Annotated in this window: 27 protein-coding genes and 1 pseudogene; 7 read left to right on the top strand and 21 right to left on the bottom strand. The window is 55.8% G+C overall.

Annotated elements, in window-relative coordinates:
• The 3 genes from PL263_RS04355 to smpB are packed head-to-tail and all read right to left on the bottom strand — an operon-like array spanning nt 1 to nt 2,106.
• Nucleotides 1-1,029 carry an FAD:protein FMN transferase gene (locus PL263_RS04355; protein ID WP_278211843.1) on the bottom strand — a complete coding sequence of 343 codons (1,029 nt, stop codon included), beginning with the start codon at nt 1,027-1,029 and terminating at the stop codon, nt 1-3.
• A gap of 21 nt (nt 1,030-1,050) precedes the next feature.
• The gene (locus PL263_RS04350; protein ID WP_278211842.1) at nt 1,051-1,617 is read right to left on the bottom strand and encodes a hydrolase; all 567 of its coding nucleotides are present in this window, start codon (nt 1,615-1,617) and stop codon (nt 1,051-1,053) included.
• Nucleotides 1,618-1,620: 3 nt separating this feature from the next.
• Entirely contained in the window at nt 1,621-2,106 is a 486-nt protein-coding gene (gene smpB / locus PL263_RS04345; protein ID WP_278211841.1) for an SsrA-binding protein SmpB, read from the bottom strand.
• A 98-nt stretch (nt 2,107-2,204) separates the two neighbouring features.
• Between smpB and PL263_RS04340 the strand changes: the two genes are divergently transcribed.
• From PL263_RS04340 to PL263_RS04330, 3 genes are read left to right on the top strand one after another with little or no spacing between them, the layout of a single operon-like run.
• Nucleotides 2,205-3,563, top strand: a complete 1,359-nt coding sequence (locus tag PL263_RS04340; RefSeq protein ID WP_278211840.1) for a sodium-dependent transporter — start codon at nt 2,205-2,207, stop codon at nt 3,561-3,563.
• Complete coding sequence (locus tag PL263_RS04335) at nt 3,564-4,001, top strand: type II toxin-antitoxin system RatA family toxin (RefSeq protein ID WP_222101861.1); 438 nt, start codon at nt 3,564-3,566, stop codon at nt 3,999-4,001. It begins immediately after the preceding gene.
• Nucleotides 3,991-4,272, top strand: a complete 282-nt coding sequence (locus PL263_RS04330; protein ID WP_278211839.1) for an RnfH family protein — start codon at nt 3,991-3,993, stop codon at nt 4,270-4,272. Before PL263_RS04335 ends, PL263_RS04330 begins: the two co-directional genes overlap by 11 nt.
• A gap of 3 nt (nt 4,273-4,275) precedes the next feature.
• On the opposite strand, the pseudogene PL263_RS04325 reads toward PL263_RS04330, so the two are convergent.
• From PL263_RS04325 to prmB, 9 genes and pseudogenes are all read right to left on the bottom strand, one after another.
• Nucleotides 4,276-4,416, bottom strand: a pseudogene (locus PL263_RS04325) (IS481 family transposase); the annotation flags it as partial.
• Between the two features lie 191 nt (nt 4,417-4,607).
• Nucleotides 4,608-5,387 (bottom strand): 3-deoxy-manno-octulosonate cytidylyltransferase, encoded by a 780-nt coding sequence (kdsB, locus tag PL263_RS04320; RefSeq protein ID WP_278211838.1) that lies wholly within the window; start codon nt 5,385-5,387, stop codon nt 4,608-4,610.
• Nucleotides 5,384-5,575 (bottom strand): Trm112 family protein, encoded by a 192-nt coding sequence (locus tag PL263_RS04315; RefSeq protein ID WP_140912970.1) that lies wholly within the window; start codon nt 5,573-5,575, stop codon nt 5,384-5,386. Before PL263_RS04315 ends, kdsB begins: the two co-directional genes overlap by 4 nt.
• A complete protein-coding gene (gene lpxK, locus PL263_RS04310; protein WP_278211837.1) occupies nt 5,568-6,572 on the bottom strand; it encodes a tetraacyldisaccharide 4'-kinase in 1,005 nt (334 codons plus the stop codon). The genes PL263_RS04315 and lpxK overlap by 8 nt, the downstream gene beginning before the upstream one ends.
• Nucleotides 6,569-7,003, bottom strand: a complete 435-nt coding sequence (locus PL263_RS04305) for a biopolymer transporter ExbD (protein WP_140912968.1) — start codon at nt 7,001-7,003, stop codon at nt 6,569-6,571. Before PL263_RS04305 ends, lpxK begins: the two co-directional genes overlap by 4 nt.
• On the bottom strand, nt 7,003-7,617 hold the full coding sequence (locus PL263_RS04300) for a MotA/TolQ/ExbB proton channel family protein (protein WP_140912967.1): 615 nt from the start codon (nt 7,615-7,617) through the stop codon (nt 7,003-7,005). The genes PL263_RS04305 and PL263_RS04300 overlap by 1 nt, the downstream gene beginning before the upstream one ends.
• Before the next feature lie 32 nt (nt 7,618-7,649).
• A complete protein-coding gene (locus PL263_RS04295) occupies nt 7,650-8,807 on the bottom strand; it encodes an MFS transporter (protein ID WP_278211836.1) in 1,158 nt (385 codons plus the stop codon).
• Nucleotides 8,808-9,896, bottom strand: a complete 1,089-nt coding sequence (gene aroC, locus PL263_RS04290; RefSeq protein ID WP_278211835.1) for a chorismate synthase — start codon at nt 9,894-9,896, stop codon at nt 8,808-8,810.
• Nucleotides 9,897-9,898: 2 nt separating this feature from the next.
• Nucleotides 9,899-10,828, bottom strand: a complete 930-nt coding sequence (gene prmB, locus PL263_RS04285) for a 50S ribosomal protein L3 N(5)-glutamine methyltransferase (RefSeq protein WP_278211834.1) — start codon at nt 10,826-10,828, stop codon at nt 9,899-9,901.
• 77 nt (nt 10,829-10,905) lie between these two features.
• Between prmB and PL263_RS04280 the strand changes: the two genes are divergently transcribed.
• The 3 genes from PL263_RS04280 to PL263_RS04270 all read left to right on the top strand — a co-directional run bounded on the left by PL263_RS04280 (nt 10,906) and on the right by PL263_RS04270 (nt 13,564).
• Nucleotides 10,906-11,784 (top strand): HDOD domain-containing protein, encoded by an 879-nt coding sequence (locus PL263_RS04280; protein ID WP_278211833.1) that lies wholly within the window; start codon nt 10,906-10,908, stop codon nt 11,782-11,784.
• A 121-nt stretch (nt 11,785-11,905) separates the two neighbouring features.
• Complete coding sequence (locus tag PL263_RS04275) at nt 11,906-12,247, top strand: hypothetical protein (protein WP_140912962.1); 342 nt, start codon at nt 11,906-11,908, stop codon at nt 12,245-12,247.
• Between the two features lie 69 nt (nt 12,248-12,316).
• Nucleotides 12,317-13,564 carry a hypothetical protein gene (locus tag PL263_RS04270; RefSeq protein WP_278211832.1) on the top strand — a complete coding sequence of 416 codons (1,248 nt, stop codon included), beginning with the start codon at nt 12,317-12,319 and terminating at the stop codon, nt 13,562-13,564.
• A gap of 6 nt (nt 13,565-13,570) precedes the next feature.
• On the opposite strand, the gene PL263_RS04265 is transcribed toward PL263_RS04270, so the two are convergent.
• The 3 genes from PL263_RS04265 to PL263_RS04255 form a co-directional block, all read right to left on the bottom strand.
• Nucleotides 13,571-13,756, bottom strand: coding sequence for a YbdD/YjiX family protein (locus PL263_RS04265; RefSeq protein ID WP_278211831.1), 186 nt, complete (start codon nt 13,754-13,756; stop codon nt 13,571-13,573).
• Nucleotides 13,746-14,120 carry a PilZ domain-containing protein gene (locus tag PL263_RS04260; RefSeq protein WP_140912959.1) on the bottom strand — a complete coding sequence of 125 codons (375 nt, stop codon included), beginning with the start codon at nt 14,118-14,120 and terminating at the stop codon, nt 13,746-13,748. The genes PL263_RS04265 and PL263_RS04260 overlap by 11 nt, the downstream gene beginning before the upstream one ends.
• A gap of 90 nt (nt 14,121-14,210) precedes the next feature.
• The gene (locus PL263_RS04255; RefSeq protein WP_278211830.1) at nt 14,211-16,472 is read right to left on the bottom strand and encodes a DNA internalization-related competence protein ComEC/Rec2; all 2,262 of its coding nucleotides are present in this window, start codon (nt 16,470-16,472) and stop codon (nt 14,211-14,213) included.
• A gap of 231 nt (nt 16,473-16,703) precedes the next feature.
• Between PL263_RS04255 and PL263_RS04250 the strand changes: the two genes are divergently transcribed.
• Nucleotides 16,704-18,020 carry a PepSY-associated TM helix domain-containing protein gene (locus PL263_RS04250; RefSeq protein ID WP_278211829.1) on the top strand — a complete coding sequence of 439 codons (1,317 nt, stop codon included), beginning with the start codon at nt 16,704-16,706 and terminating at the stop codon, nt 18,018-18,020.
• A 707-nt stretch (nt 18,021-18,727) separates the two neighbouring features.
• Here PL263_RS04250 and ftsH read toward each other — a convergent pair.
• The 6 genes from ftsH to PL263_RS04220 all read right to left on the bottom strand — a co-directional run bounded on the left by ftsH (nt 18,728) and on the right by PL263_RS04220 (nt 23,486).
• The gene (gene ftsH / locus PL263_RS04245; protein ID WP_278211828.1) at nt 18,728-20,656 is read right to left on the bottom strand and encodes an ATP-dependent zinc metalloprotease FtsH; all 1,929 of its coding nucleotides are present in this window, start codon (nt 20,654-20,656) and stop codon (nt 18,728-18,730) included.
• A 370-nt stretch (nt 20,657-21,026) separates the two neighbouring features.
• Nucleotides 21,027-21,209 carry an Arm DNA-binding domain-containing protein gene (locus tag PL263_RS04240; protein WP_278211827.1) on the bottom strand — a complete coding sequence of 61 codons (183 nt, stop codon included), beginning with the start codon at nt 21,207-21,209 and terminating at the stop codon, nt 21,027-21,029.
• Between the two features lie 366 nt (nt 21,210-21,575).
• Nucleotides 21,576-21,860 carry a tyrosine-type recombinase/integrase gene (locus PL263_RS04235; RefSeq protein ID WP_278211826.1) on the bottom strand — a complete coding sequence of 95 codons (285 nt, stop codon included), beginning with the start codon at nt 21,858-21,860 and terminating at the stop codon, nt 21,576-21,578.
• Between the two features lie 148 nt (nt 21,861-22,008).
• Nucleotides 22,009-22,428 carry a hypothetical protein gene (locus tag PL263_RS04230; RefSeq protein ID WP_278211825.1) on the bottom strand — a complete coding sequence of 140 codons (420 nt, stop codon included), beginning with the start codon at nt 22,426-22,428 and terminating at the stop codon, nt 22,009-22,011.
• A gap of 107 nt (nt 22,429-22,535) precedes the next feature.
• Nucleotides 22,536-22,748 carry a hypothetical protein gene (locus tag PL263_RS04225; RefSeq protein ID WP_278211824.1) on the bottom strand — a complete coding sequence of 71 codons (213 nt, stop codon included), beginning with the start codon at nt 22,746-22,748 and terminating at the stop codon, nt 22,536-22,538.
• Nucleotides 22,749-23,024: 276 nt separating this feature from the next.
• On the bottom strand, nt 23,025-23,486 hold the full coding sequence (locus PL263_RS04220; RefSeq protein WP_278211823.1) for a hypothetical protein: 462 nt from the start codon (nt 23,484-23,486) through the stop codon (nt 23,025-23,027).
• Between the last annotated feature and the right edge of the window lie 21 nt (nt 23,487-23,507).

The following is a 23,507-nucleotide window of genomic DNA, read 5'->3' as shown; positions in this document are numbered from 1 at the left end:
TTAATTGATTGTGACTGCGGTCGAGGTCGTCAGCGCCCGAGTCTTGCTTTCAACGAATTCGCTACCGCGCTGCTGAATGAATAAAGCCTGCAGTTTCTCGTTATCCGCCAACTTCATACCCTCTTCCTGACCCAGACAAAGCAACGCGGTCGACCACGCGTCGGCCACCGTCGGATTTTCGTGGAAAACCGTCACAGCCACCAAATCGTGCCCCACCGGCCTGCCGTTGCGCGCATCCAGAATGTGACTGTAGCGCTGGCCTTTCAGATCGAAATAGTGGCGATAAGTGCCGCTGGTCATCACCGCCATCGGCGCATCCTTCGGCAAAGTCACCGTCTTATGCATCATTCTTTCGCCGGGCAAGGGTTTTTCGACGGCGATGATCCAGGCTTTGCCGTCGGGTTTATGGCCATTCGATTTCAGTTCCCCGCCGATTTCGACCAGATAATTTTCTATCCCCAAGTGTTCCATGGCTTCGGCAACTTTGCCAACACTGTAACCCTGGGCGATGGAGGACAAATCGACGCGAAGACTTGGTAACTTCTTCAACAAATGCACGTCGTCGACGATTTCCAGTTTAGACATGCCGACATTAGCCAACGCGGCATCGATAGAGGCCTGGTCCGGCACGTGCAATTCGTCGTTTTGAAAACCCCAAAGTTCGAATATAGGCTTGACGGTCAGATCGTAACAACCGGAACTGAGCTGACTGACCGTTTGCGCTACTTTGACCAGGGCAACGATTTGCGCGTCCACCGTCTGGCCGACCGTCGCGGCAGACACATTGAATTGCTCGATTGCGGAATCGGGCCGGTAGTTCGACAACAATTTATCCAGCTCGGCCAGCGTCCTGTCGACTTCGGCCTGCACTTGCTTGCCATCCACAACCTGATCCGACCAATAGCTGACATGGTAGGTGGTGCCTTGGGCGAAGCCCTCGAATTTCTGCACCGGCACCGGCGGTTCACCGCCGCAAGCCACCAGCAATAATGCTCCCAGTATCGGTCCGATCCATGTCGTCCGTATCATTTATCCCCCACGATGGTGTTTTTAACGCAATAAACCGGAAATAGCCTTAAACCGTTCATGCCTGGCATCGCGCAACCATTCGAACAATACCGATTCGTGGCAGCTCAGCGTCACACCCTGCTGCTGCATGCGCTGCAAAGCGAAGGCCTTATGTTCGGCGTGCCGCGAGCAGACCGCGTCGGTAACCACGTGCACCAGATAACCAAGACAATCCAACTCCAATGCAGTTTGCAGCACGCACACATGGGTTTCTTGGCCGGCCAGCACTATCTGCTTGCGTCCCAGTGCCGCCAACGTGCCGTCAAAGCCTTCCGCCGCGCAGCAGGAAAACCCGGTTTTGGCGAACACGTGCGCCGCGGCCGGCAATCGCTCCAACAAATTGGCTTGAGTCGGCCCCAGCCCTTGCGGGTACTGTTCGGTCACGATGACCGGCACATCCAACAAAGCCGCCGCTTGCAGCAGGCGCTCGCAGTGCTGCGACATCTGTTGCGATTCGGCTGCCGCCATCGCCGCACTGAGGCGGGTTTGGATATCCACCAGCAGCAGGACGCTGTTATTTGCGTCGAGTAAATTGGGATGAGAAGACATGGCTTAGCCGTGTTTCATGATGCGCGCCTTGTCGCGTTGCCAATCCTTGTCCTTGGCCGCCGCGCGCTTATCGTGCAGTTTTTTACCTTTAGCCAAGCCGATTTTCAGTTTGGCCCGGCCTTTAATCCAATACATGGACAGCGGGATCAGAGTGTAGCCTTTGCGTTCCACCGAGCCGATCAACCTGTTCAGTTCGCGCCGGTGCAACAGCAGCTTCTTGCGCCGCACCGCGTCAGGATTGACGTGGGTCGAGGCCGACAGCAACGGTGAAACGTGGGCGCCGCACAACCAGGCTTCGCCGCGTTTGATTTCGACGTAGCTTTCCTTCAACTGCACCCGGCCGTCGCGCAGACTCTTCACTTCCCACCCTTCCAACACCAAACCGGCCTCGAATTGCTCGTCTATCGTGTACTCGTGCGTGGCTTGCCGGTTTACCGCAATATTGTTGTCGTTGGCTTTGGAGTCCTTTTTCGATTTTTTGGCGGCCATCTGGTGCTAGGATTTTTTAGACTGACTGAAAACGGGAATTTTGTTATTTTACTCACACACCCGTTAAATAACGACTTAAAAAACACAGGGCGCAACACATGAGCGATAAAACCCGATCCATTCACGGCGAATGGTCATCCCGCTTTGCATTTATTTTGGCCGCCACCGGATCGGCGGTGGGATTGGGTAATATCTGGAAATTTCCGTACATCACCGGCGAAAACGGCGGCGGTGCCTTCGTGATGGTGTACTTGGCCTGCGTTGCCGCAATCGGCGTGCCGATCATGATCGCGGAGATCATGCTCGGCCGGCGCGGCCGGCAAAGCCCGATCAACACCATGCAAAACCTGAGCGCGGAAGCCGGCGCCGACCCGCGCTGGCATTATCTGGGCTGGCTGGGCATGATCGCCGGCTTTCTGATCCTCTCTTACTACAGCGTAATTGCCGGCTGGGCCATGGCCTATATTTTCAAAGCCTTCTTCGGCGGCTTCTTCGGCACCGACGCCGGCGAGGTCAAAGCCATGTTCGACGGCCTGATGTCCAGCCCGATCCAGCAATTGTTCTGGCATACGCTGTTCATGATCATCACGATGCAGGTGGTGATGCGCGGCGTGCAAGGCGGCTTGGAAAAAGCCGTGCGATTTTTGATGCCGGCCTTGTTCGTGATTCTGATGATATTGGTGGCTTATGCGATGTCGTCGGGTGCCTACGAGCAAGGCATCGAATTTTTGTTCAGCCCGGATTTCAGCAAGATCGACGCCGATGCGGTATTGACCGCGATGGGCCACGCCTTCTTCACTTTGAGCCTGGGCATGGGCGCCATCATGGTTTACGGCTCCTACCTGCCCGGCCATGTCTCGATCGCCAAAACCACATTCTTTATCGCCGGCGCCGATACCATGGTCGCATTGCTGGCCGGCATCGCCATATTCCCACTGGTGTTCGCCAACAATCTGGAAGCGGCAGCCGGACCGGGACTGATCTTTCAAACCCTGCCGCTGGCTTTCGGCCACATGGGCGGCGGTTGGTTGTTCGGCGTGCTGTTTTTCGTTTTGCTGTTTTTTGCGGCGCTGACTTCCTCAATTTCGTTGATCGAACCGGCTGTGGCCTGGCTGGTGGAAAATAAAGATCTCGAACGCAACCGCGCCTGCGTCTGGGCCGGTAGCGCCTGTTGGGCTCTGGGCGTCGCCGTGGTGTTTTCGTTCAACATCTGGTCCGGCCACAAATGGTTCGACAAAAATCTGTTTGAATTGCTGGACTACCTGACCGCCAACCTGATGTTGCCGATCGGCGGTTTATGCATCGCCCTGTTTGCCGGCTGGAGCATGCGCCAGACCGATACCGAACAGGAATTGGAATTGCCGGCACAAGGCTTTCAGGTCTGGCAATTTTTGATCAAATACGTGGCGCCGGCCTCGGTCTTTCTGGTATTCCTGCACGTACTCGGAGTGCTGTAAATGATTACGGTGGTCCAAAAAAGCGCGCTGGTGAAATTTTCCGCGCAGCAGATGTTCGATCTGGTCGACGACATCGAATCCTATCCCAAATTTCTGCCCTGGTGTTCCGGCAGCCGGGTGTTGCGCCGCGAGGGCGATATCGTCGAAGGCCAGATCGACATCGCCAAAGCCGGTTTTCACAAGTCGTTCACCACCCGCAACAAAATCGACCGCGGCGGCCGAATTCAGATCAGCCTGCTCGACGGGCCGTTCAAATCATTGGAAGGTTTTTGGAGCTTTATGCCATTGCGCGAGGACGCCAGCAAAATCTCGCTGGATCTCGAGTTCGAAATTTCCAGCGCTTTCGCTAGCCTGGCCTTCGGCCCGGTATTCAACCAAATCTGCAACACCATGGTCGGTTCCTTCACCCAACGCGCCAAAGCCCTGTATGGCGGTTGATCCGATTCAGGTCGAAGTGGCCTACGCCCTGCCGGAACGGCAAATCCTGATTCCGCTGACGCTGGCGGCCGGTACTACTGCGGTCGAGGCCATATCGGCGTCGAACATCGCCAGCCAACTCCCAGACATCGATCTGGCGCAGCAAACCATCGGCATCTTCGGTGCGGTCTGTACCGCAGATAAAGTTCTGGCCGACGGCGACCGGGTCGAAATCTACCGGCCGCTAAGGAAAAATCCGATGGAAGCCAGGCGGGAACGGGTTAAAAAGTGATTAAGCCGAAAAATCCAGCGCATAGCTCACTTCTGCTTGCTCCGTAGCGTCGTCGACTCGATTTTTCAGATTGGGTTGGCGACGACTTTTGTCGAATAGGGTTTCAACATCGCCTAATTCCACTGCCGCCCGATGACGATAAAATATAAGTTCATGCCGTTTTTTAATTATCTCGCGGCCCCTTTCATTTTTGTGGATTCATCCTTGTCAGAAAGTATGTAGTAACGCCACCTACAACCCCGCCTATCAGTGTTCCCATTACTGGGAAACTAACTTTAACAACGTCGTTCAAGAGCTGAATTTCTTCGCTTGTCATATAGCAAAAAATGACAACATTAAGCCCAGATAAGTTTTGAATTTAATCTCCCAGAAACCCTCACCAAATCCTCCTCCGTATCCACCCCCGCCTCCGGCGTCTTGTCGACGATCTTTACCAATACCTTTTCGCCGTGCCACAGAATCCGCAATTGCTCCAGCGATTCGACACTCTCCAGCGGCGAGGCGGACCAACTGCAATAACGGTTCAAAAAACCCACGGTATAGGCATACATGCCGATATGCCGCAAATGCGGTAACGCCGCGGACTGAATATCATGCTGGTCGGGAAACGTGGCCCGGTTCCAAGGAATCGGCGCCCGGCTGAAATACAGCGCATAGCCGTTCTTATCCAACACCACTTTCACGGCGTTGGGATTGAAGATTTCGTCGGCGGCCAAAATCTTGGCCGCCAAGGTAGCAATGCCGGCCTGGTCTTGTCCGGCCAACGCCAAGGCCGCGTCGCGGATGTAGGCCGGCGGAATCAGCGGCTCGTCGCCTTGCAGGTTAACCACGATCTGATCATCATCCCAGCCCATGATGCGCGCCACTTCGGCGATACGTTCGGTGCCGGATTGGTGATTGGGATCGGTCATTACCGCCTGCAGGCCCAGATTGCCGACCGCAGCGAAAATGCGCTGATCGTCGGTGGCGACGACCACTTGCTCGGCGTCAGCTACCAGCGCCCGCTCGCAAACGTGGACGATCATCGGCTTGCCGGCGATGTCCAGCAGTGGCTTGCCCGGCAAGCGGGTGGAGCCGTAGCGGGCCGGAATCACGACCTTGAAGCCGGCGCTCATTTTTTCAGGGCTTCGGCTTCTTCGAAACTCAGTTCGCGGGCTTCGTCTTCCAGCATCACCGGAATACCGTCGCGGATCGGAAACGCCAGTTTGTCGGCCTTGCAGATCAACTCTTGCTGGTCTTTATCGTAAATCAGCGAGCTTTTGCACAGCGGGCAAGCCAGAATATCGAGCAATTTTTTATCCATGGGTTTTGGTTTTCAATAGTGTTAAGAGCTGTTGAGAAAATGCCTCGGGCAATTCGGCATCGATGGGTAAATACCAGAAATTATCGGCGGCAAAGGCGGCGCATTTGACGGCGTCTTTCTCGGTCATGACCAGCGCCCGCTGGTCTTTGAACTGCAAGTCGGCAGCGCTAAATGGGTGATGATCCGGGAAGGCATGGGCTTCGCAGACCAGGCCGGCCTCGGCCAATTGGTTAAAAAACCGCTTGGGGTTGCCGATCGCGGCCACGGCATGGACCGCTAAGCCTTTAAACTCGGTTAAAGGCCGGCTTTCGCCGGTTTTTAAGTTGACCAATTGCTGACCGACGCATTGCATCGCTATCTCGCCTTCCAGCAATTCCAATGGGCTGTTGACCACCACCAGATCGACTTCCCGCACGCGTTCGGGCGGTTCGCGCAACGGGCCGACCGGCAGGCAATAGCCGTTGCCGAACCGGCGCTGGCCGTCGATCACGATTATCTCGATATCGCGTTCCAGCGCGTAATGTTGCAAGCCGTCGTCGGAAATAATCACATCACAGTGATGGTTAGCCAGCAGATGTTTGGCGGCTGCCGGCCGGTCCCGGCCGATCGCCACCGGGCAGCCGCAACGGCGGGCCAACAACACCGGTTCGTCGCCGACGCTGGCCGGGTCGCTGTCCGCGGCGACCAGTTGCGGGCCGGAGTCGGTTTTGGGGCCGGCGTAACCGAGACTCACCACGCCGGGTTTATAGCCTTGCTGACGCAAAAATTCGACCATCCAAACCACCAACGGCGTCTTGCCGGTCCCGCCGACCGTGATGTTGCCGACCACGATCACCGGCACCGGCAGTTTGGTTTTTTTCTTGATACCAACCCGATAAGCGAAACGGCGCAAGCGCACCGCATCGACATACAGCATCGACAGCGGCATGAACCAGGCCGAGATATACATCTCGCCATACCAGGCATCTTCGAACCATTTCACGAGTTTTTTGTTCATGGCTGTTCCGGCTGATTGACGGCAAAGGTAATGTGATGGAAACCGAGTTGGTTGGCCACATCCAAGGCACTGACCACGGCTTGGTGCGGCGCCTTGCCGTCGGCGCTGATGATGAACGGCAAGTGCCGGGTTTCGCCGGCGAACTTAGCCAGCGCCGCTCTCAGGCCGTCCAGGTTTTGATTGACCAGTTCATGAAATTGGTTGTCTTCACCGGACAAGGAATAAACGCCCTTGGCGTCGACATACAAATTGATGGTTTTGCCCGGCTCGGCCGCTTCACTACCCTGCGCTTCCGGCAAATTGATCTTTAGCTCCGAATGGTGGCGGAATGTCGTCGCCACCATGAAGAAAAGCAGCAGAACCAGCAATACGTCGATCATCGGAATCAAACCGATTTCCACTGGCGCGCGGCGACGGCGGCGAAATTCCATTACACGTCCTCTCTGGCGCCTTGCATGATGTCGACCAGACGCAACGATTCCTCTTCCATCCGCACCACGTGGTCGTCGACCAGCCGTTCGAAATAACGGTGAAAAAACAGGCTGGGTATCGCCACGGTCAACCCGGACGCGGTACAGATCAAGGCTTCCGAGATACCGCCGCTCAACACCGCCGGGTCGCCCATGCCGCCGACCGCGATATCGGAAAACACCCGAATGATACCGTCCACAGTACCCAACAAACCCATTAGTGGCGTGATCGAGGCGATGCTGCCCAGGGCGTTCAAATAGCGTTCCAGTTCGTGAGCGACTTGGCGACCGACTTCCTCAATACTGGATTTCATGATCTCGCGGCCGTGTTTGCGGTTAAGCAAGCCGGCGGCCAGTATTCGCCCTAGCGGCGAACTGAGTTTGATGCGGCGGATGGTGGCTTCGTCGAGCTTGTTCTCGCGATGCAATTGCCAAATGTACGGCACCAGCTCGGCCGGAAGAATGCGTTTGCGTTGCAGCGACCAGAATCGCTCGCCGATGATCGCCATCGCCACAATCGAACACAAAATGATCGGCGCCATCATCCAGCCGCCGTTTTTGATAACCTCGAACACTTGATAACCCTTGTTAGTAAATCGTCACAATTTTAACCCAATCCGGGCCGCGATTCCCGCGCCAGACCCAGGAAAGCGATAAGCCAAGCCACGCCGCAAACCAGGGCCGCAATCACGTAAACTTCGCGCCCGCCCAACACGTCCCAGAAATAACCGCTGTACAAACTGCCGACCATGCCGCCGACGCCGAAACTGGCACTACTGTACAAGGCCTGACCTTTGCTCTGGTGGCGTTCGCCGAAATAATGGTAGAGCAGCTGCATTGCCACGACATGGGCGACGCCGAACGTGGCGGCGTGCAGCAGCTGTGCGGCGACGGTCAAAATCAACGAGCCGACGCCGTCGGCAATCAACAGCCACCGCACCACGCTGAGTGCAATCGCCCACAGCAGCAAGCTGCGTGGCTTGCAACAACTCAACAGGCGGCGCATCGCCAGAAACAGCAGAATTTCGGCGCCAACTCCGGCGGCCCATAGCAGGCCGGTTTCGCTGGCGCTGTAACCGTGTTGCTGCAAATATACCGAATAGAACACGTAATAAGGACCGTGAGCCACTTGCAACAACAGATAAACCAGCAGAAACGCCAGCAACTCCCAGCGCAATAATACCTGCCAGATACCCGGCCCGGCTTGGCCGCGATCGATACGGGGCCGGGCTTCCGGGGTCAGTAGCGCCGCCAGCCAGTTCAGCAACATCAAACCGCCGATGATCAACGGCAAGTTGGCGATACTGAAATAATCGAGAAAACGGCCGATGCCAAGCACCGCCGCAATGAAACCGATCGACCCCCACAAGCGGATCTGGCTGTAACGCTGCGGCTCGGCCTGCAAATGAAACAAAGTTGCCGCTTCGAACTGCGGCAGCGTCGCATTCCAGAAAAAGCTGAAACCGACGGTGACCAGCGCAAACCACCAGTAGTCGTTGCGGAACAAAAACCCGGCAAAACTGGACGCCGCCAGCAGCAGCGTCAGCCGAATCAAACGCAGATTACGGCCGGTTTTGTCGGCCAGCCAGCCCCAATAGTTCGGGGCGATGATTTTGGTCGCCACCATCAGCGCGGTCAGTTCGCCGATCTCTTCGGCGGCAAATCCGGCCTGCTTCAGATATAAGCTCCAGAACGGAAGAAACGCTCCGAGCGTCGCGAAGTAGAAGAAATAAAAGCCGGATAGCCGCCAATACGGGACTGGCATCTAACGCAAGACAGGCAAACCGCAGTCGACGTGCATATTTTGGGCGCGGTGGCGCAGCAGGTGATCCATCAATACCAACGCTACCATGGCTTCGGCGATCGGCGTGGCGCGGATGCCGACGCAAGGGTCGTGGCGGCCTTCGGTGATGACTTCGATCGGTTCCCCTTGGGTGTTGATGCTGCGGCCCGGCAGACGCAGGCTGGAGGTCGGCTTCAACGCGATGCGGGCGACGATGTCCTGGCCGGTGGAAATACCGCCCAAAATGCCGCCGGCGTGGTTGCTCAAAAACCCTTCCGGCGTGATTTCATCGCGAAACTGAGTGCCTTTGGTGGCAATGCAGTCGAAACCGTCGCCGATCTCAACGCCCTTGACCGCGTTGATGCTCATCAAGGCGTAGGCCAATTCAGCATCCAGCCGGTCGAAAATCGGCTCGCCCAAGCCCGGCGGCACCTGGCTGGCGACGACTTCGATTTTGGCACCGATCGATTCGCCTTCCTTGCGCAGCGCGTCCATGTATTTTTCCATTTCCGGAACTTTGCCGGCGTCTGGGGAAAAAAACGGGTTATTGCCGACTTCGTTCCAGTCGAAACTTTCGATCTTGATCGGACCGAGTTGCGACAGGTAACCTCGTACCTGAATGCCGTGTTGCTGGAACAGATACTTCTTGGCGATTGCGCCGGCCGCGACCCGCATTGCGGTTTCCCGCGCCGAAGAACGGCCGCCGCCGCGGTAGTCGCGGATACCGTATTTATGGTGATAGGTATAGTCGGCGTGGCCGGGGCGAAAGCTTTCGGCGATTTTGCCGTAGTCCTTGGAACGCTGATCGGTATTCTCGATCAATAAACCAATCGGTGTGCCGGTAGTTTTACCTTCGAACACGCCCGAAAGGATTTTGACCTCGTCGGCCTCGCGGCGCTGGGTCGTATGGCGCGAGGTTCCCGGCTTGCGCCGATCCAAATCGATCTGCAAATCGGCTTCGCACAATTCCAGTCCCGGCGGGCAGCCGTCGACGATCGCCCCCAGCGCCGGGCCGTGGCTTTCGCCGAAGGTGGTGACGGTGAACAGTTTGCCTATGGTATTTCCGGACATGGTTAGAGCGCGTTGGTAAAGAGTGAATGGTAAGTGGAAACTTGTTCGGCGGTCAGCAGAAACACGCCGTCGCCGCCATGTTCGAACTCCAGCCAGTGGAACGGTACTTCCGGGAACATCTCCTGCAAGGTCTGGGCGCTGCTGCCGACTTCGACCACCAGGATACCCTGCTCCGCCAAATAGCGCTCGGCGTCGACCAAAATTCGCAGCACCAAATCCAGGCCGTGTTCGCCGCCTTTGAAACCCAACGCCGGTTCGGCATGGAATTCCGGAGGCAGGCTTTCCCACTCGGCAATGGAAACGTAGGGCGGATTGCTGACGATGATGTCGTAAGGTTTGGCCGGCAGATTATCGAATAAGTCCGACTGGTAGAGCTGCAATTGCTCTTGCAACTCGTGCTGTTCCAGATTGATGCGGGCCACGGCCAATGCGGCGTCGGACAGTTCCACCGCATCGACTTGCGCTTCCGGGAAGGCATAAGCGCAGGCGATGGCGATACAAGCGCTGCCGGTACACAAATCCAGAATATTGAATACCTGGGTTTCGTCGACCCAAGGCTCGAAGCGTTCGTTAATCAATTCCGCGATCGGCGAGCGCGGCACCAGCACCCGTTCGTCGACGTAGAACGACAAACCGGCAAACAGGGCTTCGTGGGTCAAGTAAGCGGAAGGCTTGCGTTCGACGATACGCCGCTCGATCAGTTCGGCCACTTGCTGGCGCTCGGCCATCGTCAATACGCTATCCAAGTAACTGTCGGCCAGATCGTAGGGCTGGTGCAAGGTATGCAGCACGATAGCCGCGGCTTCGTCCAGCGGCGTGACGGTGCCGTGGCCGAGAAATACCTTGTGTTCGGCAAAGCGGCTGGCGGCCCAGCGGATGTAATCTCGAATGCTGCTCAGGGTTGTAATAACATCCGGGCCTGTTATAGTCATAGCGTATCCGTGTGTAAAAAATGCAGCGGCGGATTTTAAACCAAACCCTTGCCGCTTGTCCGAATTAAGCAATGTCCATGACCGAGGCCGCAACCCATCCGCTCAGCGCCAAGCTGGCGAAAAACCGCTTGTACCAGGATTGCTTCAAATACATGCAATCCGATTCGCTGGCCTTGCCCACCATTCCGGACGTATCGCTAAAAATCCGCCGCGCCATCAACGAACCCAGCGCCAACAGCAACAAGATCGCCCGCGTGGTGCAAATCGACCCCAGCATCACCGCCCGCCTGGTCAAGATCTCGAACAGCCCGCTTTACCGCGGCCGACGCCGCATCGAAAGTTGCCCGGAAGCCTTGACCCGACTCGGCTTGAAGGCAGCGCAGGACATTATCACCGCGTTTGCCTTGAAAGCGGTGTTCAATGCCCGTTCGCCGGTGATCCGCCGCAGAATGCAGGAGCTGTGGGCTCACAGCAGTTACGTGGCGGCGATCAGCGCGGTGCTGGCGCATAAGACGCCGGGCTTCGATCCGGACCGGGCCATGCTGGCCGGCCTGATCCACGACATTGGCGTGGTGCCGATCCTGGCTTACGCCGACCGCCAGCCGGATATTCTGGATAATCCGGGCGACCTGGCCGAAGCCGTGCGGGAATTACGCAGCCCGATCGGGGTGCAGATCGTGCGCAAATGGGACTTTCCGGCCGACTTCGAGGACGTGATCATTCACGCCGAAAACTGGCGGCTCGACAGTGGCGAATCGGCCAGCTACAGTGACATCGTGATGATTTCGCAATTGCACAGCTTCATCGGCAAAGTCGACGTCAAACAAATGCCGAAGATGGACGAACTACCTGCGTACAAAAAATTGGCGGCCGGGAACCTGGACGCCGATCTGAGCATCAACATCCTCGACCAGGCCAAGGACGAGATCGAACATATCCGGCAAATGCTCAGCTAAGCCGCCGTTTTTTATACCGGCGATTGGCATTGGCGCCGGGTTGCGGAATAATCCCGCCGGCAAACCCCGCGGCCGCTTGCGGCCGATAAATTTCCGTTTAAATCCGTCATGGAGACAGCGAATGAAACTGACCGTTTTAGCGACGACCGCCCTGCTGGTGTCCAGCAGCATCACCACCGCCGGTACTTTGGGCAACGGCACTTGGGTTCCGGCCGCTTGCGGTACGCCACCGGAAACACCGGTCGTCGATGACAGCGATGTCGATGCTTTCAATAAAAGCATTGCCGCAATCAACACCTGGCAACAAAAATCGCGCGACTATTTCGAGTGCATGATCAAGGAAGCCAATACCGACAATGCCACCATCGCCGACAGCGCCAATCAGGCTCAGGCCAAATATCGGGAAACCGTCGAGAAAGTCGGCGCTCAAGCCGACGCGGCGAAGAAAAAGCTGGATAAGTAACGCCCGCTGCGGAAAACCGCGCCTGCCGTCGGCATCAACCAAGCAACCCTGCCCGTAAACGCAACACACATGAAAATACTCAAACTGAAGCTGCCGCTGCTGGCGCTTGCACTGCTGTCGTCCGGCTGCGCCAGTATCGGCAAAGGCATCACCGAAGCCATCCTGGAAAAACAGGAAGAAGAAGATACCCGCATCTGCGAGATCAAAGGCGAAAAATTCAGCGGCATCAAACCGCAGTTGGAAATCGCCAACCGGAAAATGAAATTGTTGATGGTGCACGGCGTCGGCAACCATTTGCCGGGCTATTCCACCCAGTTCATGGAAAAGCTGGCAAAAGAATTGGACCTGACCGTCACCTCCCGCAACATCAAAAACATCCGCTTGACCGATGCCAAGGAGCCGGCGCGGCCGTTGGGCAATTTGCGCATCAACCGCTATCTGAATGCCGACCGGACTCAAGAGATGCTGTTCTACGAGCTGACCTGGTCCGAAATCAGCGCCAAGGACAAGGAAGTGCTGTCTTACGACAATTCTGGGGAACAGTCTTTCCGCCGCGCCGAGGTCAACGACTTATTGAAGAAGTTCTCCAACGATACCGGTCCGGATCCGATCATCTACCTCGGAGAGAAACGCGAAGACATCCTGTCGGCCTTCGCCCAATCGTTTTGCTGGATGATACAAGGCGACTGGAACAGCCTGCCGGACGATGTCCAACAAAGCTGTTCCACCAAAAATGTCACACCGTTTTACAACGACAGTTACGCCTTCGTCTCGCATAGTTTGGGCAGCCGGATCACCATCGACGGCCTGCAACATCTGGCGTCGAAACTGAGCAACGGCGATACCGCCAGCTATTACACCGCGCTGACCAATGTCTTGAAAAACAAGGAAGTGCCGATCTACATGATGTCCAACCAATTGCCGATGTTGCAGTTGGGGCGCAGCCTACCGGAAGTCGCCAACCAAGCCGAGGCCTATTGCAACAGCAATGGCGCCAAATACGGCGAACGGATACTCGCGAAAACGTCGGTGATTGCATTCAGCGACCCCAACGATCTACTCAGTTATGCGATCCCGCACGACTTCGTCAACAAGTATCTGGACTCGCGGCTGTGCATTGATGTCACCAACATCAATATCAACGTAGCCCGGGTTTACGATGCGTTCGGTTTGGGCAAGCTTGCCAACCCGATGGATGCCCACATCGGCTACGATACCGACGAGCGGGTGGTGGCGATGATCGCGAAAGGTATCGCCAACGACAAAACCGCGCCCGTCGTCAACGAACGTTGCCATTGGATACAGACCATCGATTGACGGGCGTCAGCAGCAGCGTTTGACACCGCTCCATTTACGGCGGGTTTCGGCGGCGAAAAACGCCTTGCGGCTGAGCGGTTCGGCCTGTTGGCCGGCATGCTCGGCCTGCCAATGGCGCAAATAGCGCTGGTAGGCCGCATCGCCGTTCAAAGTGCGCCAGACCTGCAACCACGCTTGCGCATCAAATTTCATGAACCGCTTCCGGCTGCGGCGCCAGTTTGACGCATTCGAACATCAGATCGTCCAATTCGTGTTCTTGGTGCCTGTCGGGGTCGTATTGCAAACCGCACTCTTGTTCTTCCTGAATATGCTTGATGGTGCCGTGAATCGACACCGGTATTCCCGACTCCGGCAATACAATCGAAATACGTAACTCGGCCTCTTCGATAGCTTGACCCAACGGCTCCCGCAAACGGATTTTGATTCCGCTGTAACTCATATCCACCACTTGACCGTCGATGACGATTTCCCCGCCGGGCGGCGGCGGATCGATAATAATGTGGGCGACTAATCCGGCCGGATTAAAACGTATTCTGCTGCGGTTTTCGTTCTGCACGAATCGGTACTCCTGTGTTCGGTTTGCCAGAGTATAGGCACAAACCTCCGGCCGGCACAATTCATCTCGCCTTCCCGGCTAACCTTCCGGCTAGTCCGAATGCCAATAGCGCCGTCGCCGTGGCCGCTCCGCCACCGGAGACTGGCCGCTGCTCACGATATCGATGGCGCCCAGCTCAGCGGTATTCATCACAGTAGCCGGGAGTTGCCGATAACGTTCCAGCACTTGGCGATGGGGAAAGCCGAAACGGTTGGCGTAACCGGCCGGGATCAACACCCATTCGGGCTTAACCGCGTCCAAAAATGCCTGGGTCGATGAGGTCTTGCTGCCATGGTGCGGTGCAACCAATACCCGACTGGCTAACTCGCCGCCGTAAGTCGCAGTCAACCAGGCTTCGGCAGTCTGCTCTATGTCGCCGGTCAGCAGTGCACTCTGTCCGGCCGCGATGACCTGCAATACGCAGGAATTATCGTTTTCTTTATTGAATGCCGGCTGCGGCGGCGCCAACATCCGGAAACGCACATCGTCCCACAGCCATTCCTGCCCGGCTCGGCAATAGCCGGCACGCTCGCGCTCGGCCCACTCCGGAACGCTGCTCAGCAGGCGCTCTACCGGCAGTTCGGCCAGTACCGATTCGGCACCGCCGCTATGGTCGTTATCACCATGACTGACAATTAGCGCATCGACCTTGGCAATACCGCGCAGACGCAGGAAGGGCAACACTACCGATTCGCCCATATCGGAAAATTCGGAATATTTGGCCCCGGTGTCGAACAGCAACACGTGATCGGCGGTCCGCACCACCGTCGCCAGACCCTGGCCGACATCCAACAGCGTCAAGCCGAATTCACCGGACTTGGGTTTGTCGATAGCGGGAAAAAACAATGGAATCAGCAGCAACGGACTCAGCTGCCGCCCCGGAAAGCCGCGCGGCGCCAACGCCAGCAGAATGCCGATTGTCGCCAGTGGCAGCGCGTACCAGGGCGGCGAGGCTAAACTCAATTGCGACAAAGGCAGTGCTGCCAGATGCTGCAATAGCCACCACAAGCCCTGTAATACCGAATCCGCCACCTGCAACAAAATGCTCGCAGCGGCCGGCCAGACGAACAACAGTGCGATAGCCAACAATGCCAACGGTACCACCACGATTCCGATCAGCGGCACCGCCAACCAGTTCGCCAGCGGCGCGATCAAGGACACCTGTTGGAAAAACAAGACCAATAGCGGCGCCAGGCCAAGCAAACTGGCCCATTGTGCCACCGCCAAATCCCGCCAATAGGCGGGACGTGCCAGCCGTCCGACCGAGACATACATCAATAAGGCCACAGCCACAAACGACAACCAAAAACCGACTGACAAAACCGCCAACGGATCGGCAAGCACGACAGCCAACAAGGCCCACAGCAGCACCTGTGTCGGTACCGGATTGCGTTGCCACGCAATTGCCGCCAGCGCCACGCCAAGCATGATTACCGCCCGCTCCGTCGGCGCCGAGAATCCGGCCAAACCGGCATAGAACAGCGCCGCCAGCCAAGCAACCGGCGCGGCGGCCGATTGCGGCGAAATCCCGAGCAAACCCAAGTTAATCCAGATTCGCCGCGTCGCCAGATAGAACCAGCCGGCAATCAGGCCGATGTGCGATCCGGAAATAACGATTAAGTGTACGACACCCGTGACGCGGAAGATTTGCCACTGCTGTTGGCTGATTGCGTTCTGGGTGCCGATGGTCAATGCCTTTATCACGCCAAGTTGCGAACTTCCCGGCAATGCCGCGTCGATTTTGTCCGCGATCAGATTGCGGCAGACTGCAAGATAGCGGCCCAGGCTGGCGCTGTCGGCGATCCGCTGCGGCGGCGGCTTGCTCTTGACGTAACCCGTGGCGCCAATGTGATTGGCAAACAGCCAGGCTTCGTAATCGAAACCGCTGGGATTGAAACGGCCATGGGGTTTTCGCAACTTGACCTGAAACCGCCAACTCTGCCCGGCCTTCAGTTCGAACTCCGGCGTATACCAGGACAAGCGCATCTTCTCCGGAACCGCATCCGGCGCGCTCGTAACCACAAAATCGAAACCGGTTCGATGTTCCTGAACCTGCGGCAGACTGGCGATGTAGCCCTCGACTTCTATTTCGGTATTTTGGTAACGGTCCGGCAATTGTTGCGCCAAACGCCAAGCGCCGAATGCGCAAGCCCAAGCCAGGCCAAGCGACAAACTCAACACGACATAATGGCGCCTGACGCAGGCCAGCAGCGCGAGCGCCGCCAAGCCGAGCCATTCCGCTGAATTCGGCAAGCGGCTGAATTGCTGAACCGCAACAATGCCGGCAAAAAACGCCAAGCTGTAGCCGGTCATTGTAGATTTTCTCCCGGAACAGCCGGTGCCGATTTGCTTTTTAACTCTACCATCGAATCTATGCGGCCAAACAATCCGGCCAGTCTAGTCGATTTTTCGGCCAACTGCGGCAAGGAAACGCGTTAAACTGCGCCGATTTTTTTCGCGGTGTCGGCGTCACGAAGCGAAAACGCCGAGCCGGCCCCGATTCGCCTGGCCGTGTACGACCTGCAATATAGCGCAAACCCAACCATGCCTGAACCGTATTACCCACTGATCGTCCGCCCCCGCTTTATCGTCAACGCCCGAAAATTCTGGCGCCAATGCCATTTGTTATTGGCGCTGGGCCTGGGATTGGTATTTGCGCTGATCGGCCTGACCGGCAGCCTTAGCGTTTACCGCGAGGAACTGGACAGCCTGTTCAATCCGCAACTGCGGATCGAGATTCCGCGCGATGGTGCGCCGCTGCCGCTGGATAAAATCCTGGTTTCATTGCGAACCGCCCATCCCGACCGACACGGCGCCTGGACACTGGAAATGCCGCTCGCGCCGGACCGGCCGCTGACCGCCTGGTTCGACAAACCCAAGGAAAGCGTCGACGCGTTTTACGCACCATTGATGGTTTCGATCAACCCCTACACTGGAGCGGTGTTGGACAGCCGATTGTGGGGCCAGACCTTCGCCACCTGGCTCCTGGACCTGCACGCCCAACTGCAACTGGACGCCTCCGGCCGTAACGCGATGGCCATTCTGGGCAGCTTGCTGATGCTATCTACCGTTAGCGGCCTGTATTTGTGGTGGCCGGGCTGGCAACATCTGGCCGGCGCTTTCCGCGTCCGCCGCGATGGCAGTCTGATCGGGCTGATATTCGACCTCCACCGCTGGTTGGGCTTGGCAGCGGCCGGATTTTTGCTGTTGCTGGCGTTCACCGGCCTCCATTTGGCCTATCCGCCGTTACTGGAAAGCCTGACTTCGGCGGAAGGCATGGGCCACGGCGACGCCGGCCCCAACGTGCGCAGTACCGCGGTTCCGAACGATAGGCCAGTATCGGTGGGCGAAGCGATTTTGGTCGCCCGCGGACCGTTTCCCAGTTCCGAGGTCAGGCGGGTAACCACGCCGGCCGGCGAACTGGGCGTGTATCGCGTCAATCTGCGCCAGCGCGACGAAATCAACCAACATCACCCGTTTACCACGGTCTGGGTAGACCGCTGGAGCGGACAAATCCGAGACGTCCGCAATCCGCACCGGTTCTCGTTGGGTCAGACATTCACGGTCTGGCTTTGGCCCTTGCACACCGGGGAAGCCTTCGGCGCTGGCGGCCGTTTTCTATGGTTCTGCGCCGGACTGACCCCAACCTTGTTGTTCGTTTCCGGTTTACTGCATTGGCTACATCGGCACGGCTGGATAGCGGACCGCCAGGTCGACTGGGCAGCGCTGGCCGATAGAACCAGACGTAAAACCGCTGGCTCAGCCAGACGGATTAACGCCGCTTGGACCGTCCTGCTGCAAAGGATGCAAACCTGGTGCATCAAAGCCGCCAGAGAATTATTGAATCGATTGCGGCGCTAACCGAAAAACCCAGTGCAACTGAAGTTGCCGGCATACCGCCGCGTATTCAATTTGGGGACGACAGGCCAGACTCTACAACGTTCGGATGCCAGCTTGCCGTCCATTTTGGCGACAACCTATCTTCTATCGACCCTAAGTATCGATGACAATGGCTTGCCGCAATGAGCGCAGACGAAATTTCCGGTCGGCAAACCCATTACCAGTTCTTTCGCCAAAGACGAATGGCTGCAATCGCCGCCGAGATTCTTATTTGATGTGTCGTTTTTCTTGGTGTCCATAATCTTTGCCTCGCTATCGCTAAAATCACAATTCTTAAAGACTTTCCCTACACACAGGCACCAAGCAAAATTTGTGCGATTACTGAATAAGCAAGAAAAAATAACTACTTTATGTGACGATCTTCACACGAAACAGGTCTTTGTTACAGAAATATGTAAAAATTTCCGACTAGTCATAAGGCCTTATCCAGCTAAACAAATATGCAGAAACAATCGTCACCAACTCGCTCTGCAAATACCGGAAAACTCATTATTCAACAAATGCTTGTAAAATTTTTCGACACTACGCTTTAACAATCTTCATGTTGAATATATCGCCTGATTCCGGCACCTGCGCCGTTCACGCTCAGCAGATATGTTCAATCCGGCGACATGCGAAAGCCGCCGGACTGCCAGGCATCCCTTCCAACGTAACAAACGGCTACGCCGCTATGCGCCGATCAACTCCAACATCTCTTCTCGCTGTATTACTTCCCGGTCTTGCAACAACTCGGCGAGCCGATCCAACTGGCCACGCTTACTGGTCAGAATTTTGTGGGCCCGGCGTTCGGCATCTTCGACCAGCTCGCGAACTTCGGCATCGACCACGCGCGCCGTTTCTTCGCTGTAGTTACGCTGTTCGGTAACATCTCCGGCCAAAAACTGCAGCTGCTGGCGTTGGCCGTAAATCAACGGCCCCAGTTTTTTACTCATACCCAGGTAACACACCATGTTGCGGGCAATTTCGCTGGCTTTTTCCAGGTCGTTTTGGGCGCCGGTGGAAACGCTCTGCAACGCCAGTTGCTCGGCCACCCTTCCGGCCAGCAGTATGGCGATTTGGTCTTTCAGTTCCGCTTCGGTGGACAGGTATTTTTCTTCGACCGGCAGTTGCAAAGTAAATCCCAGCGCCGATACGCCGCGCGGAATGATCGATATTTTGTGCACCGGCTGGCCGGTCGGCACGTTCTCGGCAACCAAGGCATGGCCGGCTTCGTGGTAAGCCACCCGGCGTTTTTCCTCCGGGCCGAGCACACGGTTTTTCTTTTCCGGCCCGGCCATAACCCGGTCGATCGCCGCTTCGAAATCGGCCATGTTCACGGTGTCGCGGCCGGCCCGAGCCGCCAAAATCGCCGCCTCGTTGGCAATATTGGATAGATCGGCGCCGACGAAACCCGGGGTGCGCTTGGCAACGATGGCCAGATCGACGTCTTTGTCCAGTTGCATGCCTTTAGTGTGCAATTTCAGGATTGCCACCCGATCCAGTTGATCGGGCTTGTCGACCACGATTTGCCGGTCGAAACGGCCGGCGCGCAACAAGGCCTTGTCCAGGATTTCCGGCCGATTGGTGGCGGCCATCACCACGACGCCGGAAGCGGCGTCGAAACCGTCCATTTCGGTCAATAACTGGTTCAAGGTTTGCTCGCGTTCGTCGTTGCCCCCCATCACCACCGGGCCGCCGCGAGAGCGGCCGATCGCATCCAGTTCGTCGATGAAAATGATACAAGGGGCTTTCTGCCGGGCCTGTTCGAACAAGTCCCGCACCCGCGCCGCGCCGACACCAACAAACAGTTCGATAAACTCGGAAGCGCTGATATTGAAGAACGGCACGCCGGCCTCGCCGGAAACGGCCCGCGCCAGCAAGGTTTTCCCGGTACCCGGCGAGCCGACCAGCAGCACGCCTTTCGGCATCCGCCCGCCCAGCTTTTGCAGTTTTTCCGGCGCTTTTAAAAATTCGATGGTTTCCTTTAGTTCCTGTTTGGCACTGTCGGCGCCGGCGACGTCGTCGAACGTGGTTTTCGAGGTTTCCTGCTGGATGCGCATTTTGTTACCCAGATTCAGAAAACCGCGACCGCCTCCACCGGCCATTTTCGGTAACAGCCACATCCAGATGCCGGCAAAAATCGCGATCGGAATGATCCAATTGAACAACAAGCTGCTGGCCCAGTTATCGCCACTCCTGACCACATATTCGACCTTATGCGCCTGCAGGTTTTTGACCAACGACTCGTCCCACAGCGGTATCGTGAAAAATTGTTTGCCGATCTTTTGGTCTTCCTGCTTCAAGGTGCCGTTAATGAAGCGCTGGGTCACGACCGCATTTTCCACTTTGTCTTCGTTGACCAGGCTGATGAACTGGCTATACGGGATTTCTCGACCCTGGATACGTTCGCCGCCGGCAAAAATCGACAACAGGAAAATGCCTAAAAGCAGATACAACCAGAATCGCGATTGCTTCGGCGCGTCGCTGCCGGATTGGCCGGCGCCATCCGCGCTTTTGGCATTAAAAGCGCGCCAACGCCCCTGTAGCCAAGCCCAGGCCGCATTCAGCCATTCGACCGCAAGCCGGTAAATCTCGCCGATTTTTTGCTTATCTATCATGACCTTCGCCCTCGTTAGTTTCTTATTCGCAAAATACTCTACTCCACTTTTACCGTATTTTATCGACTTATCAACTAGCGACTTTCTCCGCCGTCACTCGAGGCGCGCGGTCTCATTGGTTTTTGATGATCAGCGGCTGGACGATGGCGAAACCATCCTAAGACCTCACACCTCCGGTCTTACGATCCGCATTTAACCGATCGCCTGGAAGACAAATAACTCGAAACGATGCAGTTTCTTTTGTTGGGCAATATCTCGAACGGGGTGAGCGGGCGACGCCAGCCATTCTCGGGTGACATATTGAAGCTGTTAATCAACACAGGCCGGCATCGAGGCGCCTTTCCTGTTCTAACACCCCTGATTGGGGGCTTTATGGGTTTTCGAATTTTGCTGGAATCGCTGCCGTTGACCACAGGCGCGCGGGCTTGTCGGTTTTACGCCTGGCATCGGTTAAGCTGGTCGAGGGATAAACGCCAAGAGAAATAGTTTTTCGGCGGACTTTGATGGAATAATCAAATCGCCACCATTTGGCGCCGTTGGTCTTAACCAGCAAATACAATCCAGAACCGGCGTTTAGCAGGTTGGTGAAAAACCATATTTGAGACGCTAATTTTGCTCGATCGAACCAGCATTTAGTAGGAAAGTGGCTTCATCGCCACTAAATATAGAGTCATTCAAAGCCAAAAAAGAGTTTTTCACCAACCTGTTAGACGCCTATCGCGTAACTCCACCCAGTTTTGTTATTTTTTATTCGAAAAATCGGTTTATCACCAACAATAAATTGCAAGCACCAAAATTGAGGCCAGCCCATTTGCCTTCACAGGTAAGCAACTCCCTCTCTAAGAGTCACACACATTATGCTTTAACCTGAAATTGGATAACCGTCGCCCTGCGTCCAGATAATCCGCCCAAGCCTGCATCATCCGCCGGCGTTCGTCCAGATACTGCGCCCGATTACAGGCGGCTTTGACTTGGTCTTTCGGCATGTGGCAAGCTGCCGCTCGATGGCATCCGGCGACCAGCCTTGTTCGTTGAGTAAGGTTGACGCCGTCGTTCTAAAACCGTGGGCGCTCATTTGGTTGCTTTCGTAACCAAGAGTTTTCAGCGCGGTGCGAATGGTTCCGTCGGACATCGGCCGGCCGTCGCCGCGGCTGGACGGGAAAACGTATCGGCCGGCCCCGGTTAACGGTTTGATGGTTTCCAAAATTTCGACCGCTTGCAGCGATAACAGAACAATGTGTAGCGTTTCGGTTTAGTGACGAGGTAACGCCATTCCTTTGCCGCCAGATCGACATCTTTCCATTCCATTTGCCGAATTTCTCCCGGCCGCTGAAAAAGGTACGGCGATAGCTTTAGCGCGGATTGCACAACGAATGTGCCTTTGTAGTGCGCGATGTCCCGCAGTAACTGGCCACTTCCTTTGGCTCGGTAAGCGCGGCGTTGTGCTTCGCCTTTTGCGCCGGGATTTTAGCACTAACCGCTTGGGCCGGATCGTAGTCGGCAAAACCATGGGTGATGGCGTATGCGTAAACGGTGCTGATGTCGGCACGTACCCTGTGCGCAGTTTCCAGTCGTTTTTTAATTATCAGCGGTCGGACCACGGCAAAGACTTCGGGCGATTTAACTTCCCCGATCGGCTTTTGACCAATTTCCGGAAACACGTAGAGTTCGAAGCGGCGGATTTTCTCTTGGTGAGTAATATCGCGCACGGTATGCGCCGACGATTCGAGCCACTGTCGGGTGATGTATTCGAAGCTGTTGACGATAGACAAGCCGGCTTCGAGCCGGGTTGATTTTCGGCGACTTGGGCAATTTCAGCCCTGGATTGCTTTCTGATTTCGCTTGGATCGATGCCGTCGGCAAGTTTGTCCGAGCTTCTTCAGCTTTGCGCCTGACATTTTCTAACGTGGTGTCCGGATGCACGCCAAACAAAAGTTTTTTCGCTTCCCTTCGAAGGTAAAGATGAACTTCCATATTTCGGTGCCGTTTTTTCCGACGACCAGATAAAGCCCTCCGCGTCGTTGATAAAGCATTCTTTATCGCGAGGCTTTGCCGCCCTGTAAACCGTGTCTTTATTGAGATAGAGCGCCATTGTGTGTCCTCAATCGTGTCCTCGGTAAGAGGCATTATAGAAAAGGACACATTGAAGGACACACTTTTGGGTGTATGCCCCTACATTTCGTTGAACAATAAAAAACCCGCTAAGCCTTGAGGCTCGCGGGTTTTTAAATTTCTTTGGACTACTCTGGAAGAGTAGATGGTACGAGGGTCGGAACCGAATAATATTAAAACCCCTTATTTATCAATATAAAATAATTTTACCCTTAAAAGTTACTGCAATAGTTACTGCATTTTGTAATTTTATCCATCATGCCGCTACCAAATGACACGCGATGAATGCCTGAATTACCAGCCCCAGAATAAAAGAAATCAGACTTGTGATTCCTAAGCCCCAAATCAAATTTTCCAAATACGTGGGGCTACCACTCGCATCAACCTGCTCACCTTGCAATTTCCGACGCCATCGCTCACCTAGGCTGTAATCCCGCCTAAGAATCAAAACTAGAACAATCAACGCCAGGACGATCGATAGAACTAACGCCACCCACGAGACCCTCACCATGCACACTAAATCAGGTGTAAGTCGTAAACCTTTTGTTTTATCAGTGAAATGCTGGATTGACAGCGCCAAAGTACCGCCACTTAGTAAGAATATTGATTTTGCAAGAAAATCAGCTCTTTGGCGCCCATCTTTTTGGTGTTCGTTAAACATTTTCCACCATTCCAATTCGCCATCTTGATTGGAACCGTCTGTTTTATTTTCAGCCACTTAACCTCCTAAAACAATTTT

Origin of the sequence: Methylomonas sp. EFPC3, assembly GCF_029643245.1 — a bacterium.
Lineage (GTDB): Bacteria > Pseudomonadota > Gammaproteobacteria > Methylococcales > Methylomonadaceae > Methylomonas > Methylomonas koyamae_B.
The sequence above is the reverse complement of the archived record's forward strand: the minus strand, read 5'-3'. Positions and strand labels throughout refer to the sequence as shown.

Excerpts from the sequence above, each read along its gene's own strand:
- PL263_RS04355 (WP_278211843.1), bottom strand. The coding sequence starts at position 1,029 with ATGATACGGACGACATGGATCGGACCGATACTGGGAGCATTATTGCTG.
- PL263_RS04350 (WP_278211842.1), bottom strand. The coding sequence starts at position 1,617 with ATGTCTTCTCATCCCAATTTACTCGACGCAAATAACAGCGTCCTGCTG.
- smpB (WP_278211841.1), bottom strand. The coding sequence starts at position 2,106 with ATGGCCGCCAAAAAATCGAAAAAGGACTCCAAAGCCAACGACAACAAT.
- PL263_RS04340 (WP_278211840.1), top strand. The coding sequence starts at position 2,205 with ATGAGCGATAAAACCCGATCCATTCACGGCGAATGGTCATCCCGCTTT.
- PL263_RS04335 (WP_222101861.1), top strand. The coding sequence starts at position 3,564 with ATGATTACGGTGGTCCAAAAAAGCGCGCTGGTGAAATTTTCCGCGCAG.
- PL263_RS04330 (WP_278211839.1), top strand. The coding sequence starts at position 3,991 with ATGGCGGTTGATCCGATTCAGGTCGAAGTGGCCTACGCCCTGCCGGAA.
- kdsB (WP_278211838.1), bottom strand. The coding sequence starts at position 5,387 with ATGAGCGCCGGCTTCAAGGTCGTGATTCCGGCCCGCTACGGCTCCACC.
- PL263_RS04315 (WP_140912970.1), bottom strand. The coding sequence starts at position 5,575 with ATGGATAAAAAATTGCTCGATATTCTGGCTTGCCCGCTGTGCAAAAGC.
- lpxK (WP_278211837.1), bottom strand. The coding sequence starts at position 6,572 with ATGAACAAAAAACTCGTGAAATGGTTCGAAGATGCCTGGTATGGCGAG.
- PL263_RS04305 (WP_140912968.1), bottom strand. The coding sequence starts at position 7,003 with ATGGAATTTCGCCGCCGTCGCCGCGCGCCAGTGGAAATCGGTTTGATT.
- PL263_RS04295 (WP_278211836.1), bottom strand. The coding sequence starts at position 8,807 with ATGCCAGTCCCGTATTGGCGGCTATCCGGCTTTTATTTCTTCTACTTC.
- aroC (WP_278211835.1), bottom strand. The coding sequence starts at position 9,896 with ATGTCCGGAAATACCATAGGCAAACTGTTCACCGTCACCACCTTCGGC.
- prmB (WP_278211834.1), bottom strand. The coding sequence starts at position 10,828 with ATGACTATAACAGGCCCGGATGTTATTACAACCCTGAGCAGCATTCGA.
- PL263_RS04280 (WP_278211833.1), top strand. The coding sequence starts at position 10,906 with ATGACCGAGGCCGCAACCCATCCGCTCAGCGCCAAGCTGGCGAAAAAC.
- PL263_RS04275 (WP_140912962.1), top strand. The coding sequence starts at position 11,906 with ATGAAACTGACCGTTTTAGCGACGACCGCCCTGCTGGTGTCCAGCAGC.
- PL263_RS04270 (WP_278211832.1), top strand. The coding sequence starts at position 12,317 with ATGAAAATACTCAAACTGAAGCTGCCGCTGCTGGCGCTTGCACTGCTG.
- PL263_RS04265 (WP_278211831.1), bottom strand. The coding sequence starts at position 13,756 with ATGAAATTTGATGCGCAAGCGTGGTTGCAGGTCTGGCGCACTTTGAAC.
- PL263_RS04255 (WP_278211830.1), bottom strand. The coding sequence starts at position 16,472 with ATGACCGGCTACAGCTTGGCGTTTTTTGCCGGCATTGTTGCGGTTCAG.
- PL263_RS04250 (WP_278211829.1), top strand. The coding sequence starts at position 16,704 with ATGCCTGAACCGTATTACCCACTGATCGTCCGCCCCCGCTTTATCGTC.
- ftsH (WP_278211828.1), bottom strand. The coding sequence starts at position 20,656 with ATGATAGATAAGCAAAAAATCGGCGAGATTTACCGGCTTGCGGTCGAA.
- PL263_RS04225 (WP_278211824.1), bottom strand. The coding sequence starts at position 22,748 with ATGGCGCTCTATCTCAATAAAGACACGGTTTACAGGGCGGCAAAGCCT.